The organism is Arthrobacter sp. ISL-28 (assembly GCF_018613875.1).
Lineage (GTDB): Bacteria > Actinomycetota > Actinomycetes > Actinomycetales > Micrococcaceae > Arthrobacter.
Window position 1 is genome coordinate 226864 of sequence record NZ_JAGGPJ010000005.1, and the last position, 15495, is coordinate 242358.

Annotated in this window: 14 protein-coding genes; 13 read left to right on the plus strand and 1 reads right to left on the minus strand. The window is 64.6% G+C overall.

Annotated features, from left to right (window positions below):
- Nucleotides 1-7: 7 nt before the first annotated feature.
- From uvrA to J7E80_RS03910, 13 genes are all read left to right on the plus strand, one after another.
- Complete coding sequence (gene uvrA, locus J7E80_RS03850; protein WP_215050152.1) at nt 8-2950, plus strand: excinuclease ABC subunit UvrA; 2943 nt, start codon at nt 8-10, stop codon at nt 2948-2950.
- Nucleotides 2951-3082: 132 nt separating this feature from the next.
- Nucleotides 3083-3799 carry an HAD hydrolase-like protein gene (locus J7E80_RS03855; protein WP_215050153.1) on the plus strand — a complete coding sequence of 239 codons (717 nt, stop codon included), beginning with the start codon at nt 3083-3085 and terminating at the stop codon, nt 3797-3799.
- The gene (locus J7E80_RS03860) at nt 3786-4454 is read left to right on the plus strand and encodes a 1-acyl-sn-glycerol-3-phosphate acyltransferase (RefSeq protein ID WP_215050154.1); all 669 of its coding nucleotides are present in this window, start codon (nt 3786-3788) and stop codon (nt 4452-4454) included. The genes J7E80_RS03855 and J7E80_RS03860 overlap by 14 nt, the downstream gene beginning before the upstream one ends.
- A 75-nt stretch (nt 4455-4529) precedes the next feature.
- Nucleotides 4530-6560 carry an excinuclease ABC subunit UvrC gene (gene uvrC, locus J7E80_RS03865; RefSeq protein WP_215050155.1) on the plus strand — a complete coding sequence of 677 codons (2031 nt, stop codon included), beginning with the start codon at nt 4530-4532 and terminating at the stop codon, nt 6558-6560.
- Between the two features lie 102 nt (nt 6561-6662).
- Nucleotides 6663-7586 (plus strand): RNase adapter RapZ, encoded by a 924-nt coding sequence (rapZ, locus tag J7E80_RS03870; protein ID WP_215050156.1) that lies wholly within the window; start codon nt 6663-6665, stop codon nt 7584-7586.
- Nucleotides 7586-8599: a uridine diphosphate-N-acetylglucosamine-binding protein YvcK gene (yvcK, locus tag J7E80_RS03875; protein ID WP_215050157.1), complete on the plus strand. Its 1014-nt coding sequence runs from the start codon at nt 7586-7588 to the stop codon at nt 8597-8599. Before rapZ ends, yvcK begins: the two co-directional genes overlap by 1 nt.
- 9 nt (nt 8600-8608) lie before the next feature.
- Complete coding sequence (whiA, locus tag J7E80_RS03880) at nt 8609-9589, plus strand: DNA-binding protein WhiA (RefSeq protein WP_215050158.1); 981 nt, start codon at nt 8609-8611, stop codon at nt 9587-9589.
- Between the two features lie 179 nt (nt 9590-9768).
- Entirely contained in the window at nt 9769-10392 is a 624-nt protein-coding gene (locus J7E80_RS03885; protein WP_215050159.1) for a superoxide dismutase, read from the plus strand.
- A 266-nt stretch (nt 10393-10658) separates the two neighbouring features.
- Complete coding sequence (gap, locus tag J7E80_RS03890) at nt 10659-11669, plus strand: type I glyceraldehyde-3-phosphate dehydrogenase (protein ID WP_215050160.1); 1011 nt, start codon at nt 10659-10661, stop codon at nt 11667-11669.
- 10 nt (nt 11670-11679) lie between these two features.
- The gene (locus tag J7E80_RS03895; protein ID WP_215050161.1) at nt 11680-12906 is read left to right on the plus strand and encodes a phosphoglycerate kinase; all 1227 of its coding nucleotides are present in this window, start codon (nt 11680-11682) and stop codon (nt 12904-12906) included.
- A gap of 101 nt (nt 12907-13007) precedes the next feature.
- On the plus strand, nt 13008-13823 hold the full coding sequence (gene tpiA, locus J7E80_RS03900; protein ID WP_215050162.1) for a triose-phosphate isomerase: 816 nt from the start codon (nt 13008-13010) through the stop codon (nt 13821-13823).
- Between the two features lie 49 nt (nt 13824-13872).
- Entirely contained in the window at nt 13873-14130 is a 258-nt protein-coding gene (secG, locus tag J7E80_RS03905; protein ID WP_214967048.1) for a preprotein translocase subunit SecG, read from the plus strand.
- Between the two features lie 120 nt (nt 14131-14250).
- On the plus strand, nt 14251-14634 hold the full coding sequence (locus J7E80_RS03910) for an RNA polymerase-binding protein RbpA (protein ID WP_215050163.1): 384 nt from the start codon (nt 14251-14253) through the stop codon (nt 14632-14634).
- Here the strand turns inward: J7E80_RS03910 and pgl are convergent.
- On the minus strand, nt 14605-15423 hold the full coding sequence (pgl, locus tag J7E80_RS03915; protein ID WP_215050164.1) for a 6-phosphogluconolactonase: 819 nt from the start codon (nt 15421-15423) through the stop codon (nt 14605-14607). The genes J7E80_RS03910 and pgl overlap by 30 nt on opposite strands.
- Nucleotides 15424-15495: the final 72 nt, after the last annotated feature.

The window sequence follows — 15495 nt, forward strand, 5'->3', positions numbered from 1 at the left end:
TTAGTGGGTGCCTAAAGCCGTAGCTGACGAAACAGCCGTTGATTCCCACTCCGCCGTCGTGCCGCTGAACCCCTCTAAGCCGGACCGTGCGAAACCGGCCCACCCGGATCTGTCCCGCCTGATCGTCAAGGGCGCACGCGAGCACAACCTGCGCAACGTGGACCTCGACCTGCCGCGCGACGCCATGATCGTCTTCACCGGCCTCTCCGGCTCTGGCAAGTCGTCCCTTGCCTTCGACACCATCTTTGCTGAGGGTCAGCGCCGCTACGTCGAATCACTGTCGGCCTACGCCCGGCAGTTCCTCGGCCAGGTGGACAAGCCCGATGTCGACTTCATCGAGGGCCTTTCCCCGGCCGTGTCCATCGACCAGAAGTCCACGAGCAAGAACCCCCGCTCAACTGTCGGTACCATCACCGAGATCTACGACTACATGCGTCTTCTGTGGGCGCGCGTCGGCCGTCCCTACTGCCCGGTCTGCGGCGAGCCGGTCATCAAGCAGACACCGCAGCAGATCGTGGACCAGCTGCTGGAACTGGAGGACGGCACCCGCTTCCAGATCCTTGCCCCCGTGGTGCGCGGCCGCAAGGGCGAGTTTGTGGACCTCTTCAAGGAACTGACAGCGAAGGGCTATTCCCGCGCCCGCGTGGACGGCGAGCTCATTCAGCTCAGCGATCCGCCCAAGCTGGGCAAGCAGTTCAAGCACACCATCGAAGTGGTGGTGGACCGCCTGGTGGTCAAGGAGGGCATCAGCCAGCGCCTGACCGACTCCATCGAAACAGCCCTGGGACTGGCCGAAGGCCGCGTGCTGGCCGAATTCGTGGACCGCGATGCCGATGCGCCTGACCGCCTGCGGGCCTTCTCCGAAAACCTCGCATGCCCGAACGAGCATCCGCTGGCCATCGATGAAATTGAGCCGAGGTCGTTCTCCTTCAACAATCCGTTCGGCGCCTGCTCGGCCTGCAGCGGCATCGGTACCAAGCTCGAAGTTGATGAGGAACTCATCGTCCCCAACCCGGAGCTTTCGCTGGCCGAAGGCGCCATCGCTCCGTGGTCACTCGGCACTGCCACCACCGAATACTGGAACCGGCTCCTGGAGGGACTCGCCAAGGAGGTGGGATTCTCCATGGACACCCCGTGGGAGAAGCTGCCCGCAGACGTCCGCCAGACTGTCCTTCATGGCAAGGACCACAAGGTCGTGGTTCAGTACCGCAACCGGTTTGGCCGGGAGCGTAAATACAGCACGGGCTTCGAAGGCGCCATCCAGTACGTGCACCGCAAACACGGCGAGACGGACTCGGACTGGGCCCGCGACCGCTATGAGGAATACATGCGGCAGGTTCCATGCGCTGCCTGCAACGGCGCCCGGCTCAACCCGGCGTCGTTGTCCGTGCTGATCAACGGCAAGTCAATTGCGCAGGTGGCGGCGCTGCCCATGCGCGAATGCGCTGATTTCCTCAACAACCTTGTCCTGACCGGGCGCGAGGCGCAGATCGCCCACCAGGTCCTCAAGGAAATCCAGGCCCGCCTGACCTTCCTGCTGGATGTCGGCCTCGAATACCTGAACCTCGAACGCCCGTCCGCTACTCTTTCCGGCGGCGAAGCGCAGCGGATCCGGCTCGCCACGCAGATCGGCTCCGGCCTCGTGGGCGTGCTCTACGTCCTGGACGAGCCGTCCATCGGCCTGCACCAGAGGGACAACCGCCGGCTCATCGAGACCCTCACCCGGCTCAGGGACATGGGCAATACGCTCATCGTGGTCGAGCACGATGAAGACACCATCCATGAAGCCGACTGGATCGTCGACATCGGGCCCGGGGCGGGGGAGCACGGCGGCCAGGTGGTCCACTCCGGTTCCTACGCCGCCCTGCTCGAGAACAGGGCATCCCTGACCGGGGACTACCTCGCCGGGCGCAAGAAGATCGACCTTCCCAAGAAACGGCGCAAGTATGACAAAAAGCGTGAACTGAAAGTCATCGGAGCCAGGGAAAACAACCTCATTAACGTCGATGCCGCTTTCCCGCTGGGGCTCTTCACCGCGGTGACCGGAGTCAGCGGCTCGGGCAAGTCGACCCTCGTCAACGAGATCCTCTACAAGGTGCTCGCCAACAAGCTCAACGGCGCCAAGCAGGTGGCCGGCCGGCACAAGTCGGTCCAGGGGCTGGAGCACCTGGACAAGGTGGTCCACGTTGACCAGAGCCCGATCGGACGAACTCCGCGGTCCAACCCGGCAACCTACACCGGCGTGTTTGACAACATCCGCAAGCTCTTCGCCGAAACCACAGAGGCCAAGGTCCGCGGGTACCTGCCCGGTCGCTTTTCCTTCAACGTCAAAGGCGGCAGGTGCGAGGCCTGTTCGGGTGACGGCACGCTGAAGATCGAGATGAACTTCCTGCCGGACGTGTATGTTCCCTGCGAAGTGTGCCACGGTGCCCGCTACAACCGGGAAACGCTCGAGGTGCACTACAAGGGCAAGACCATCGCGGATGTGCTGAACATGCCCATCGAGGAAGGCGCCGAGTTCTTCGCGGCCTTCTCCCCGATCGCACGCCACCTCAACACCCTGGTCGATGTCGGACTCGGCTACGTGCGCCTGGGTCAGCCTGCCACCACACTTTCCGGCGGCGAGGCGCAGCGCGTGAAGCTCGCCGCAGAGCTCCAGAAGCGCTCCAACGGGCGCAGCATTTACGTCCTGGACGAGCCCACCACCGGTCTGCATTTCGAAGATATCAGGAAGCTGCTGCTGGTGCTCCAGGGCCTCGTGGACAAGGGCAACACCGTCATCACCATCGAGCACAACCTTGACGTGATCAAGAGTGCCGACTGGATCGTTGACCTGGGCCCGGACGGCGGTTCAGGCGGCGGACGGATCGTGGCCTCCGGCACGCCGGAGCAGCTCGCCAAATCAACGGAGAGCCACACAGCCACGTTCCTGGCCGAGATTCTCAGCTAGGAGGGCAGACCACGGCGGGCCGGGAGCGGCTCAACCGCCTGGACTGGCGCAGGAGCACCCTGTCGGGCGGAGAAATATTCCCCGTATGGCATGTGAGTTTGAGCAAAGGTGCTCTCATGAGAAACTAAGCCGGTGACTTCAACAATAGTGCCCGTGATCTTCGACCTGGACGGCACTCTTGTCGATCCGGCCGGCGGAATAACAGACGGAATTGCCGCGGCCCTCAGGGAATTTGGGATTCCTGTTCCGAGCCAGGAGCTCTTGGACGCCATGGTTGGACCAAAGCTGAGCGATGCACTGCTGACTATTGCGGGAGTTCCTCCGGCCAAGCTTCAGATGGTCATCCGGAGCTATCGAATGCGTTATCTCGACACCGGCATATCGCAAAGCCGGCTCTACCCCGGGGTTCTCGAGCTGCTGGATGGATACGCCGCCGCGGGACGGCCCATCGCCGTGGCGACACAGAAGCCGGAACACCTGGCGCCCCTCGTCCTTCAGCACCACAAGATACTCGACCGCTTCGTGTCCGTCCAGGGGTCCGCCGTGGACGAAACGGCCGCCGCTGCCGGTCCGGTCGGCAAGACCGGCATCATTGCCGCCGCCATGGCCGACCTCCGTACCCAGCACGCCGTGATGGTGGGGGACCGTGCACAGGATGTCGCAGGTGCGATTGCCAACGGCATCGACTGCATCGGTGTCAGTTGGGGCTTTGCCCCCGACGGCGAACTGGAGGAAGCGGGCGCCGTGGCGGTCGTCCACGACGCACCGAGCCTTCGTAACACCATCGAGGAGCTGGAATCCGTCCGGGCCGAAGCCATGAGCGAGGTGCGCAACGATGGAGCTGTTTGACGGCATCAGGTGGACCACCCGGGGGCTGATCTCGGGAACCTGCCGGCCAACGGTCATCGGACTGGAGAATGTCCCCAAGGAGGGGCCATTCATCGTTGCGCCCAACCATCTCTCCTTCCTGGACAGCGTGATCGTCCAGGCACTGATGCCCCGCCCCGTGGCCTTCTTCGCCAAAGCGGAATACTTCACCACCAAAGGCGTCAAGGGGCGACTGATGAGGTCCTTCTTTGAGGCTGTCGGATCCATTCCCGTGGAGCGTGGGGAACAGGCCGCGAGCGTCCAGGCACTGAAGACACTCCTGGACATCCTGGAGGACGGGCGAGGCATCGGCATCTACCCTGAGGGCACCCGCTCTCGGGACGGGATTCTGTACCGCGGCCGTACCGGCGTGGGGTGGCTTGCCCTTACCACCGGGGCACCCGTCATCCCGGTGGGCCTCATCGGCACGGAGAAGCTGCAGCCGGCGGGCCGCAACGCGGTCAAGCCCCAGCACTTCACCATGAAAGTCGGCGCGCCGCTGTACTTCGACAAGACCGGGCCGGACCACTCGCTGCCGGCCCGGCGGCAGGTCACTGACCGGATCATGGACGCCATCGCGGTGCTCAGCGGCCAGGAGCGGTCCACGAGCTACAACCAGAGCAAGGCCATCGAGTAACGCCTCTCCCGGGTAGTCCCCGGGGCGGCCAGGGGGCCGGCAACAGGCACGCCGGCTCCTCAGTAGACTGGAAGCGTGGCAGATCCAGCAAGTTACCGACCCCAGACGGGTGAAATCCCAACCAATCCGGGCGTCTACAGGTTCCGGGATCCCCACGGCAGGGTCATCTACGTCGGCAAGGCAAAGAACCTCCGCTCTCGCCTGAACTCGTACTTCGCCAACCCCGCGGGCCTCCTGCCAAAGACGCACGCGATGGTCCATGCAGCCAGCAGCGTCGAATGGACGGTGGTGGGCAGCGAACTTGAGTCCCTGCAGCTGGAATACACCTGGATCAAGGAATTCAAACCGCGGTTCAACGTGGTGTTCCGGGATGACAAGACATACCCGTACCTCGCCGTCACCATGGGGGAGAAGCTGCCCCGTGTGCAGGTCATGCGCGGGGAGCGGCGGAAGGGCACCCGCTACTTCGGCCCCTATACTGCCGGGGCGATCCGGGAGACCATGGACACCCTGCTGCGGGTTTTCCCCGTCCGCAGCTGCAGCGCCGGGGTGCTCAAGCGTGCCCAGGCAAGCGGCCGGCCGTGCCTGCTCGGCTACATCGACAAGTGCTCGGCCCCCTGCGTGGGCCGAGTTACGCCCGAGGAGCACCGGGCACTGGCGGAGGACTTCTGTGCATTCATGGGCGGCGAGGCCAAGCGCTTCATTGGGCGGCTGGAAAAAGAGATGGCCGCCGCCGTGGCCACCCTGGACTATGAGCGCGCCGCCAGGCTCCGCGACGACATCGTCGCCCTCCGCAAGGTTTTCGAACGCAACGCCGTGGTGCTGGCCGAGGACACAGACGCCGATATTTTCGCGCTGCACGAGGACGAACTCGAGGCCGCCGTCCAGGTGTTCCACGTCCGCGGCGGGCGCGTCAGGGGACAACGCGGCTGGGTCGTTGAAAAGGTGGAGGACTCCACCACGCCGGACCTCGTGGAGCACCTTCTGCAGCAGGTCTACGGGGAAGACGCGGAGGTCCAAGGCAGGCTTCCCCGCGAGGTGCTGGTCCCGGTGGAGCCGAGCAACGCGCCGGAGCTGGCCGTGTGGCTGGGCGGCCTCCGCGGCGCGAAGGTCGACATTAGGGTGCCACAGCGCGGAGACAAGGCCGCCCTGATGACCACCGTCCGGGAGAACGCCGAACACGCCCTCAAACTGCACAAGACGCGGAGGGCCGGCGACCTGACGGTACGGTCCCAGGCCCTCCAGGAACTGCAGGAAGCCCTGGAACTGCCCGTGCCGCTGCTGCGGATCGAATGCTATGACGTCTCCCACGTCCAAGGCACCAATGTCGTGGCGTCCATGGTGGTGGTGGAAGACGGGCTGCCCAAGAAGTCCGACTACCGGAAGTTCTCCATCACGGGGGCGGCGGCTGCGGACGACACGGCGGCCATGCACGATGTCCTGACCCGGCGTTTCCGGCACTATCTGCTGGACAAGACGGCCCAGGTGGAGGCCTCCGAACTGGGAACGGACGCGGCCACACCTGCGGTTGCGGATGGGGCGGGCGGAGCGGACCTGTCCGTGGCGGACACCACCACCCCCGCACCGCGGGCCAAGTTCGCCTACCCGCCCAACCTTGTGGTGGTGGATGGCGGAAAGCCCCAGGTCAACGCCGCCGCCCGTGCCCTCGCCGGCCTCGGTGTGGACGACGTCTACGTGGTGGGTCTGGCCAAGCGGCTCGAGGAGGTGTGGCTACCGGACAGCGACTTCCCGGTCATCCTGCCCCGCTCGTCGCAGGGGCTGTACATGCTGCAGCGCATCCGTGATGAAGCCCACCGCTTTGCCATCTCGTTCCACCGGCAGAAGCGCGGAAAGGCCATGACCGTCTCGGCCCTCGACGGCGTGCCCGGCCTGGGTGAATCCAAGCGCAAGGCGCTGCTCGCCCACTTCGGGTCCGTCAAGAAAATCAAGGCGGCGTCCGTCGAGGAGCTCACGGCCGCGAAAGGCATCGGTCCGGCCCTCGCCGCAGCCATCGTGACGCATTTCAGTGCCAACGGTGCCGGAAGCGACTCCGCGGACGCCGTGCCCGCGATCAACATGACCACCGGTGAAGTCCTGGAAACTTAGCTAGCATCCTGAAACTTAGCTAGGGTAAGTACGGGAATCTTGCCGCGCGTATTGGCGGGCGCAAGAACGCAATAGCGGACAGCAGGAATGGGGCAGGAATTAATGGCAGAGTCGACGGCGGGAGCCCGCGTGGACGAGGACGGTCTCACGCCGGTCAAGCCAGTTGAGGCGGAACTGCTCGTAGTGACGGGCATGTCCGGGGCAGGCCGCAGCACGGCGTCCGATGCCCTCGAAGACCACGGCTGGTACGTCGTCGAGAACCTGCCCCCGCAGATGCTGGGCACCCTCGCGGAGCTCGTGTCGCACGCCCCCCAGTCCATCCCGAGGCTCGCTGTCGTGGTGGATGTGCGGAGCAAGGCGCTGTTCGCCGACATCCGGGCTGCCCTCCATGCTCTGGCAGCCAGCGGCGTCACCTTCCGGGTCCTCTTCCTGGATGCGAGCGACGACGTCCTGGTCCGCCGCTTCGAACAGGGCCGGCGGCCCCATCCCCTTCAGGGCGGCGGCCGGATCCTGGACGGCATCGCGGCCGAGCGTGAACTCCTGAAGGAACTGCGTGATTCCTCCGACCTCGTCCTGGACACGTCCACCTTCAACGTGCATGGTCTGGCCACCGCCATCACGGAACTCTTCACCGAAACCGGCCCCGTGGCCCTGCGGCTCAACGTCATGAGCTTCGGTTTCAAGTACGGACTGCCCGTTGACGCGAACTACGTGGCCGACGTCCGGTTCATCCCCAACCCGCACTGGGTGCCGAAACTGCGGCCGCACACCGGCCTCGACCAGGACGTCAGTGACTACGTCCTCGAGGCCGAGGGCGTTCCAAGCTTCGTGGAACGCTACGTGATGGCGCTAGAGCCGGTCCTCGACGGCTATCGGCGCGAGAACAAGCACTACGCCACCATTGCCGTGGGATGCACCGGCGGGAAACACCGCTCGGTGGCGGTCGCCGTCGAGCTTTCCAAGAAACTGGCACAGTATCCGCGCGTCACGGTGACCACCACCCACCGGGATCTGGGCCGCGAATAATGGGAGTTCTGACTGGCCCGCTGCCCCTTATTCCGCCGTCCGGCCTGGCCGGATCCCAGCAGGCCAAAGGACCCACTGTGGTGGCTCTTGGCGGAGGCCACGGCCTGTCGGCGTCCCTGTCGGCACTGCGGTTGCTGACATCCGAACTGACGGCGATCGTCACCGTGGCCGACGACGGCGGGTCCTCCGGCCGCCTCCGTCAGGAGTACGGCGTCCTGCCGCCGGGGGATCTCCGCATGGCCCTGTCGGCGCTGTGTGACGACACCGACTGGGGCCGTACCTGGCGTGACGTCATGCAACACCGCTTCCGGTCGGGCCCGGGTGACGGCTCACTGGACGACCACGCCATGGGCAACCTGCTCATCGTCACGCTGTGGGAACTGCTCGGCGACGCAGTGGCCGGATTGAAGTGGGCCGGCGCGCTGCTCGGGGCCCGCGGCCAGGTGTTGCCGATGTCCACGGTGCCGCTCACCATCGAAGGTGATGTACGCGTGACCGCCCCGGATGGAAGCAGCACCCTTACCACCATCAAAGGCCAGGCGCGCTGTGCCGTTGCCGGTTCGCTGGAGGGCGTCAGGCTGCTGCCCGAAGATGCACCCGCCTGTGTTGAGGCGCTGACGGCCATCGAACTTGCCGACTGGGTGGTCCTCGGCCCGGGGTCCTGGTACACCTCGGTCCTCCCGCACCTGCTGCTGCCCGAGATGCGGCAGGCCCTGTGTGACACGCCGGCCAAACGCTGCCTCACCATGAACCTTGCCATGGACACCAAAGAAACGTCGGGCATGTCGGCCGCCGACCACCTGAACGTCCTGCGCACCTACGCCCCGGAGTTCAGCGCTGACGTGGTGCTGGCTGATCCTGCCTCCGTGTCGGACGTGAAGGAGTTCGAGCGGGCCGCCGGGATGATCGGAGCTGAGGTTGTCTTGGGTAAAGTAGGGGCTCCGGGTCAGCGTCCCGTCCACGACCCCCTGCGGCTGGCAACGGCTTACCAGGATATTTTTGGGAACAGTTAGGAAGGTGCCATGGCACTGACAGCATCAGTCAAGGAAGAACTGTCCCACCTGGACATCAAGAAGTCATCGGTCCGGAAGGCCGAAGTCTCGGCCATGCTCCGCTTCGCCGGAGGACTCCACATCATCTCCGGCCGGATTGTGATCGAAGCCGAAGTGGACCTGGCGTCCACGGCGCGTCGCCTGCGGGCGGCGATCGCCGAAGTCTACGGGCACCAGAGTGAAATCATCGTGGTCTCCGGCAACGGGCTGCGCCGCGGCAGCCGCTATGTGGTGCGGGTCGTCCGCGACGGCGAGGCGCTCGCCCGGCAGACCGGGCTCCTGGACACCCGCGGCCGCCCGGTTCGCGGCCTTCCTTCCGTCGTCGTCAACGGTTCCGCAGCCGATGCCGAAGCGGTGTGGCGCGGTGCCTTCCTGGCCCACGGATCCCTGACCGAACCAGGCCGCTCGTCCTCGATGGAAGTGACCTGCCCCGGCCCTGAGTCCGCGCTGGCCCTGGTCGGTGCCGCCCGCCGGCTCGGAATCCAGGCCAAGGCGCGTGAAGTCAGGGGAGTGGACCGGGTGGTCATTCGGGACGGCGACACGATCGCCGCCCTGCTCACCCGGATGGGCGCCCACGACGCCTTGATGGTCTGGGAAGAGAGACGGATGCGGAAGGAAGTGCGGGCCACCGCGAACCGGCTCGCGAACTTCGACGACGCCAACCTGCGCCGCTCGGCGCAGGCTGCCGTGGCCGCAGGTGCCCGCGTGGACCGCGCCCTGGAGATCCTGGGGGACGACGTTCCCGAGCACCTGAAATACGCGGGGGAGCTCAGGGTGGCCCACAAACAGGCCAGCCTCGATGAACTCGGCCGGCTCGCTGATCCGCCCATGACCAAGGACGCCATCGCCGGACGCATCCGCCGCCTGCTGGCCATGGCGGACAAACGTGCTTCCGATCTTGGTATCCCGGGGACGGATGCCAATGTGACGCCGGAAATGCTGGACGAGTAGCAGCGCCCCTAGAATCAAGACCAGATGGTGGAGATACCTGGCGGGCCGGGAGTTACGGCTCCGGAAGCGGTTGGGCGGCCAGGGTCACGCCATCGGAAATTTCCGGGTGACCAGTCATCCGGATGCACAATCCGAGAGTTAGCAAACCGGACAACCTGTCCACGACATTGGAGGATTTTGTGACCGAGTACGTTCTGCCCGAACTCAGCTACGACTATGCAGCGCTGGAGCCCCACATCTCCGCAAAGATCATGGAGCTGCACCACAGCAAGCACCATGCAGCGTACGTGACGGGCGCCAACAACGCACTGTCCCAGCTCGCGGACGCCCGCGACAAGGGCGACTTCGCCAACATCAACCGCCTTTCCAAGGACCTGGCCTTCCACACCGGCGGGCACATCAACCACTCCGTGTTCTGGAACAACATCTCGCCGGACGGCGGCGACAAGCCGGAAGGCGAGCTGGCTGCAGCCATCGACGACGCCTTCGGCTCCTTCGACGCCTTCCGTGCCCAGTTCTCCGCAGCGGCCCTCGGCCTCCAGGGATCCGGCTGGGGCTTCCTGGCCTACGAGCCCATCGGCGGCAACCTTGTCATCGAACAGCTCTACGACCAGCAGGGCAACGTGGCACTCGGCACCACCCCGCTGCTCATGCTGGACATGTGGGAGCACGCCTTCTACCTCGACTACGTCAACGTCAAGGCCGACTACGTCAAGGCGTTCTGGAACATCGTCAACTGGGCCGACGTCGCGCAGCGCTTCGCCGCAGCGCGCGCGAACGCAACCGCTCTCATTACGCTCTAGCGTGTGATGTGCGCAACGCACATTGGTAACAAACTTCACATTGAGGCCCTTTAGGGCCGAATTGTGGACGGTCGGCCCCCGCACTTGCGGGGGCCGACCTTCTTAAACGTAAGATGGATCACGGAAGGCGGTTAGCCTTCAGCAATGTGGCTGGTCGCCCTCCGATCTGGTAATTATCTCTGCCCAATGGCGTGCGGGATCTGTTAGTTGGCTTGAACGCCCGCTCAACTAGTAGTGCTTCTACAAGCACCAAGGAGACTGAAAAAGTGACCACCCGTATTGGTATTAACGGCTTTGGCCGCATCGGCCGCAACTACTTCCGCGCAGCGCTTGCACAGGGTGCGGACCTCGAGATCGTTGCCGTCAACGACCTCACCAGCCCCGAGGCACTTGCCCACCTGCTGAAGTACGACTCCGTCGGCGGCCGGCTGACCGAAACCGTTGAGGTCAAAGAGGGCAACCTGGTCGTCAACGGCAACGCCATCAAGGTCCTCGCCGAGCGGGACCCCGCCAACCTGCCCTGGAAGGACCTCGGCGTCGACATTGTCATCGAGTCCACCGGCTTCTTCACCAAGGCTGCTGCCGCCAAGAAGCACATCGATGCCGGGGCCAAGAAGGTCCTGATTTCCGCTCCGGCTTCGGACGAAGACATCACGATCGTCATGGGCGTCAACCACGAGCTCTACGACCCCGCAGCGCACCACATCATCTCCAACGCCTCCTGCACCACCAACTGCCTCGGCCCGCTGGCCAAGGTCATCAATGACTCCTTCGGCATCGAGCGCGGCCTGATGACCACCGTCCACGCCTACACCGCAGACCAGAACCTGCAGGACGGCCCGCACAACGATCTGCGCCGTGCCCGCGCCGCAGCCATCAACATGGTTCCCACCTCCACCGGCGCCGCCAAGGCAATCGGCCTGGTCCTGCCGGAGCTCAAGGGCAAGCTGGACGGCTACGCCATCCGCGTTCCTGTCCCCACCGGCTCCGCCACCGACCTGACCGTTACGGTCTCCCGCGAAACCACGGTCGAGGAAGTCAACGCCGCCCTGAAGAAGGCAGCCGAGTCCGACGAGCTCCAGGGCATCCTGAGCTACACGGACGCCCCCATCGTCTCCTCCGACATTGTGGGTGACCCCGCGTCCTCCATCTTCGACTCCGGACTGACCAAGGTCATTGGCAACCAGGTCAAGGTTGTTTCCTGGTATGACAACGAATGGGGCTACTCGAACCGCCTGGTGGACCTCACGGAGCTCGTCGCAGCCAAGCTGGGCTAGGGTTAGCTACATGACATTTCACACCCTCAACGAACTGATCGCTGAAGGTGTCCGCGGGCGGTACATTCTTGTCAGAAGTGACCTGAATGTGCCGCTCGACGGCTCTACAGTGACTGACGACGGCCGCATCAAGGCCTCACTGCCAGTGCTGGCGAAGCTCACGGACGCCGGTGCCCGCGTGCTGGTAACAGCCCATCTGGGCCGCCCCAAGGGCGCCCCGGAAGAGAAATACTCGCTCAAGCCCGCCGTGACGCGGCTGGCTGAACTTGCGTCCTTCCCGGTCTCGCTTGCCGAGGACACCGTCGGACCTTCAGCGAAAGAGCTTGCCTCTTCGCTGCAGGACGGCCAGGTCCTGGTTTTGGAGAACGTCCGATTCGACGCCCGCGAAACCAGCAAGGACGACGCCGAGCGCGGCGCCTTCGCGGATGAACTCGTTGCCCTGACCGGGGACAACGGCGCTTTCGTGGATGACGCTTTCGGTGCGGTGCACCGCAAGCACGCCAGCGTGTACGACGTCGCCACCCGGCTTCCGTCGTACCAGGGCGATCTCGTCCACACCGAGGTGGAAGTGCTGCGCAAGCTCACGGCAGACACCCAGCGCCCCTACGTGGTGGTGCTCGGCGGCTCCAAGGTCTCCGACAAGCTTGCAGTGATCGACAACCTCATCGGCAAGGCTGACACCATCCTCGTGGGCGGCGGCATGCTGTTCACCTTCCTGGCGGCCGAAGGGCACAAGGTCGCGGGCAGCCTGCTGGAGGAAGACCAGATCCCCGTGGTCCAGGAATACCTCAAGCGCGCTGCCGACGCCGGCACCGAATTTGTGGTGCCCACAGACGTGGTGGTGGCGGCGAAGTTCGCAGCCGACGCGGACCACGAGACCGTCAGCGCGGAGGCCATCGAAAGCAGCAGCTTCGGCACACAGGGTATCGGCCTGGACATCGGACCGGACTCCGCCAAGGCCTTCGCCGAGCAGATCAAGGCCGCCAAGACCGTGTTCTGGAACGGACCCATGGGAGTCTTTGAGTTCGAGGCATTCTCGGCGGGCACCCGTGCTGTGGCCCAGGCCCTGACCGAGACGGCAGCCTTCACCGTGGTGGGCGGCGGCGACTCAGCAGCCGCAGTCCGGACCCTCGGCTTCGCCGATGACCAGTTCGGGCATATCTCCACCGGCGGCGGCGCCAGCCTTGAGTACCTTGAAGGCAAGGAACTCCCCGGACTGAGCGTCCTGGACCGCTAAAACACTCCCAGCCGGCAGGGCGCCTGAGCCCCAAGTATCGGTCGCCCTGCCGGCTGTTGCCCATGACAAGCACATTTTTACCTGCACTTTTTGGAGAACACGTGACAACGTCAACCAACGGCACCTTCGACCGCACGCCTCTTATCGCGGGCAACTGGAAGATGAACATGGACCACGTCCAGGGCATCACCCTCCTGCAGAAGCTTGCCTGGACCCTGTCCGACGCCAAGCATGACTACAACCGCGTGGAAGTGGCCGTCTTCCCGCCTTTCACTGATCTTCGCGGTGTCCAGACTCTTGTCCAGGGCGACGAACTCGACATCGCCTACGGCGGCCAGGACCTGTCCCAGTTCGACTCCGGCGCCTACACCGGCGACATTTCCGGGCAGTTCCTGAACAAGCTCGGGTGCAGGTACGTCCTGGTGGGGCACAGCGAACGCCGCACCATCCACAACGAATCGGACGAGGTTCTCAACGCCAAGGTCAAGGCGGCCTTCCGCCACGGCGTCACCCCGGTGCTGTGCGTCGGCGAAGGCCTGGAAATCCGCCAGGCCGGCACCCACGTCCAGTACACGTTGGACCAGCTCCGCGCCGACGTCGAAGGACTCAGCGCAGAGCAGGCCGCCGAGCTGGTGGTCGCCTATGAGCCCGTCTGGGCCATCGGAACGGGTGAAGTTGCCGGCCCCGAGGACGCGCAGGAAATGTGTGCCGCCATCCGGGCGGAACTGACGAAACTCTTCAGCGCGGACGTTGCCGGCAAGGTGCGGCTGCTCTATGGCGGCTCGGTCAAGGCCAACAACGTGGCTGCCATCCTCAGCGAGCCTGACGTAGACGGTGTGTTGGTCGGCGGCGCCAGCCTTGACCCTGCCGAGTTTGCTAATATTGTCAGGTTCGAGAGTCACCTTGTGACGGACTAGTCCGTCCGCAGCCCAGACTCCCGCATTTCCTATCTTCTGAAAGGCCGTCGTGGACGTTCTTCATGTCATTCTGCAGATCCTCCTGGGCATCACCAGCCTCCTGCTGACTTTGCTCATCCTGCTCCACAAAGGGCGCGGCGGGGGCCTGTCGGACATGTTCGGTGGCGGCATGAGCTCCGGCCTGAGCTCCTCGGGGGTGGCAGAAAAGAACCTGAACAGGTTCACCGTCATCCTTGGCATCACGTGGGGCGCGGTGATTATCGCCCTCGGTCTGCTGATGCGCTTTACCGGTGTAGCCGACTCCTAGTCGGCCGGCCCGGCAAATAAAGTCCGGCGCCGCGAATGACCTGCCGCCATCGGGGACTCCGCACTAAACTGTGGCTGTTGATCCTTATCAGCCATGGCCCTTAGTAGCGAGGAGTTCCCGATGGCGCATTCATCTTCCGGTTTCCGCGGCACCCGCGTCGGTGTCACCGAAGGAGCCGGACTGAAGAACCAAGGCGAAGACCCGCTCGGCGAGCGGCTGCCGCGTATTTGTGTCTCCTATTGGTGCGTCCAGGGACACGAGACGCGGCCTGTTTTCATTAAGCTGCCCGAAGACCAGATCCCCGAGGTATGGGACTGCCGCCGATGCGGGAAGACCGCCTCCCGGAATCCCGACAGCGCCCCGGGCCAAGAGCCCCCCGACGACGGCGACGGCTACAAAAGCCACCTTGATTATGTTAAAGAAAGACGCTCCAGCCAAGACGCGGAAGAAGTCCTGGCTGGAGCGCTGCGAAGGCTACGAGCCCGCGGGGGCCTTGCGGACTAGCTGCTCGGGAACGCGGGAAGCCGCGTTTTCGTCGATCAGCCACAAAGTGCGTGAGCGTCCGGCCGGTCCGGCAGCGGGGACGTGCACAGGGTTGGCTCCCGCCAGGGCCAGCCCAACCGCCCCTGCCTTGTCTTCGCCCGCGACCACCATCCATACCTCTGCTGCCGTATTGATCGCGGGAAGCGTCAGGGAGATCCGCTCGGGCGGGGGCTTGGGGGAGTTGCGCACTCCTACCACCGTGAGCTGTTTTTCCCGGATGCCTGCCTGCTCCGGAAACAGCGACGCCACGTGGGCGTCCGGTCCCACACCCAGTAGGACGACGTCGAAACGGGGAAGCTTCCCCGGGTTCTCCGGCCTGTTGTCCGACATGTCAGCGGCATGCTCTGCTGCTGCCGCCTCGCTGAGCCGGCGGGCATAATCCTCTGCTGCCAGTTCCGGGCTTTCGAACTCGTCCGAGGAACCTGGCTCGTTGACCCGGGAAGGGTCGACGCTGATGTGCTGCAGCAGCGCCTCGTGGGCCTGGAGCGTATTGCGGTCCGGGTCCTTGGCACCGACAAACCGCTCGTCACCCCACCAGAAGTTCACTTTGGTCCAGTCCACGGCGGGCGCTGCCGGCGAATCCGCCACCGCCTTGAGAGTACCGATGCCCACAGAACCGCCGGTCAAAACCACCGTTGCTTCACCGAACCTGTCCTGGACATCGACAAGCTTGGTGATCAGGCGTGCCGCTATTGCGGCCATGAGGACGGAAGAGTCTGGATGGATGCTTACTCTCGGGTCAGCGCTCACTGGGACGGACACTCCTTAGATTGGTACGTGGCAGTCCAATAGTAATCACTTCGCCGAAGACTTCGTCGGGGT

What these genes read in the sequence shown, in the direction of transcription:
- J7E80_RS03860 (WP_215050154.1), top strand. Translation starts at nt 3,786, where the DNA reads ATGGAGCTGTTTGACGGCATCAGGTGGACCACCCGGGGGCTGATCTCG.
- rapZ (WP_215050156.1), top strand. Translation starts at nt 6,663, where the DNA reads ATGGCAGAGTCGACGGCGGGAGCCCGCGTGGACGAGGACGGTCTCACG.
- yvcK (WP_215050157.1), top strand. Translation starts at nt 7,586, where the DNA reads ATGGGAGTTCTGACTGGCCCGCTGCCCCTTATTCCGCCGTCCGGCCTG.
- whiA (WP_215050158.1), top strand. Translation starts at nt 8,609, where the DNA reads ATGGCACTGACAGCATCAGTCAAGGAAGAACTGTCCCACCTGGACATC.
- J7E80_RS03895 (WP_215050161.1), top strand. Translation starts at nt 11,680, where the DNA reads ATGACATTTCACACCCTCAACGAACTGATCGCTGAAGGTGTCCGCGGG.
- J7E80_RS03910 (WP_215050163.1), top strand. Translation starts at nt 14,251, where the DNA reads ATGGCGCATTCATCTTCCGGTTTCCGCGGCACCCGCGTCGGTGTCACC.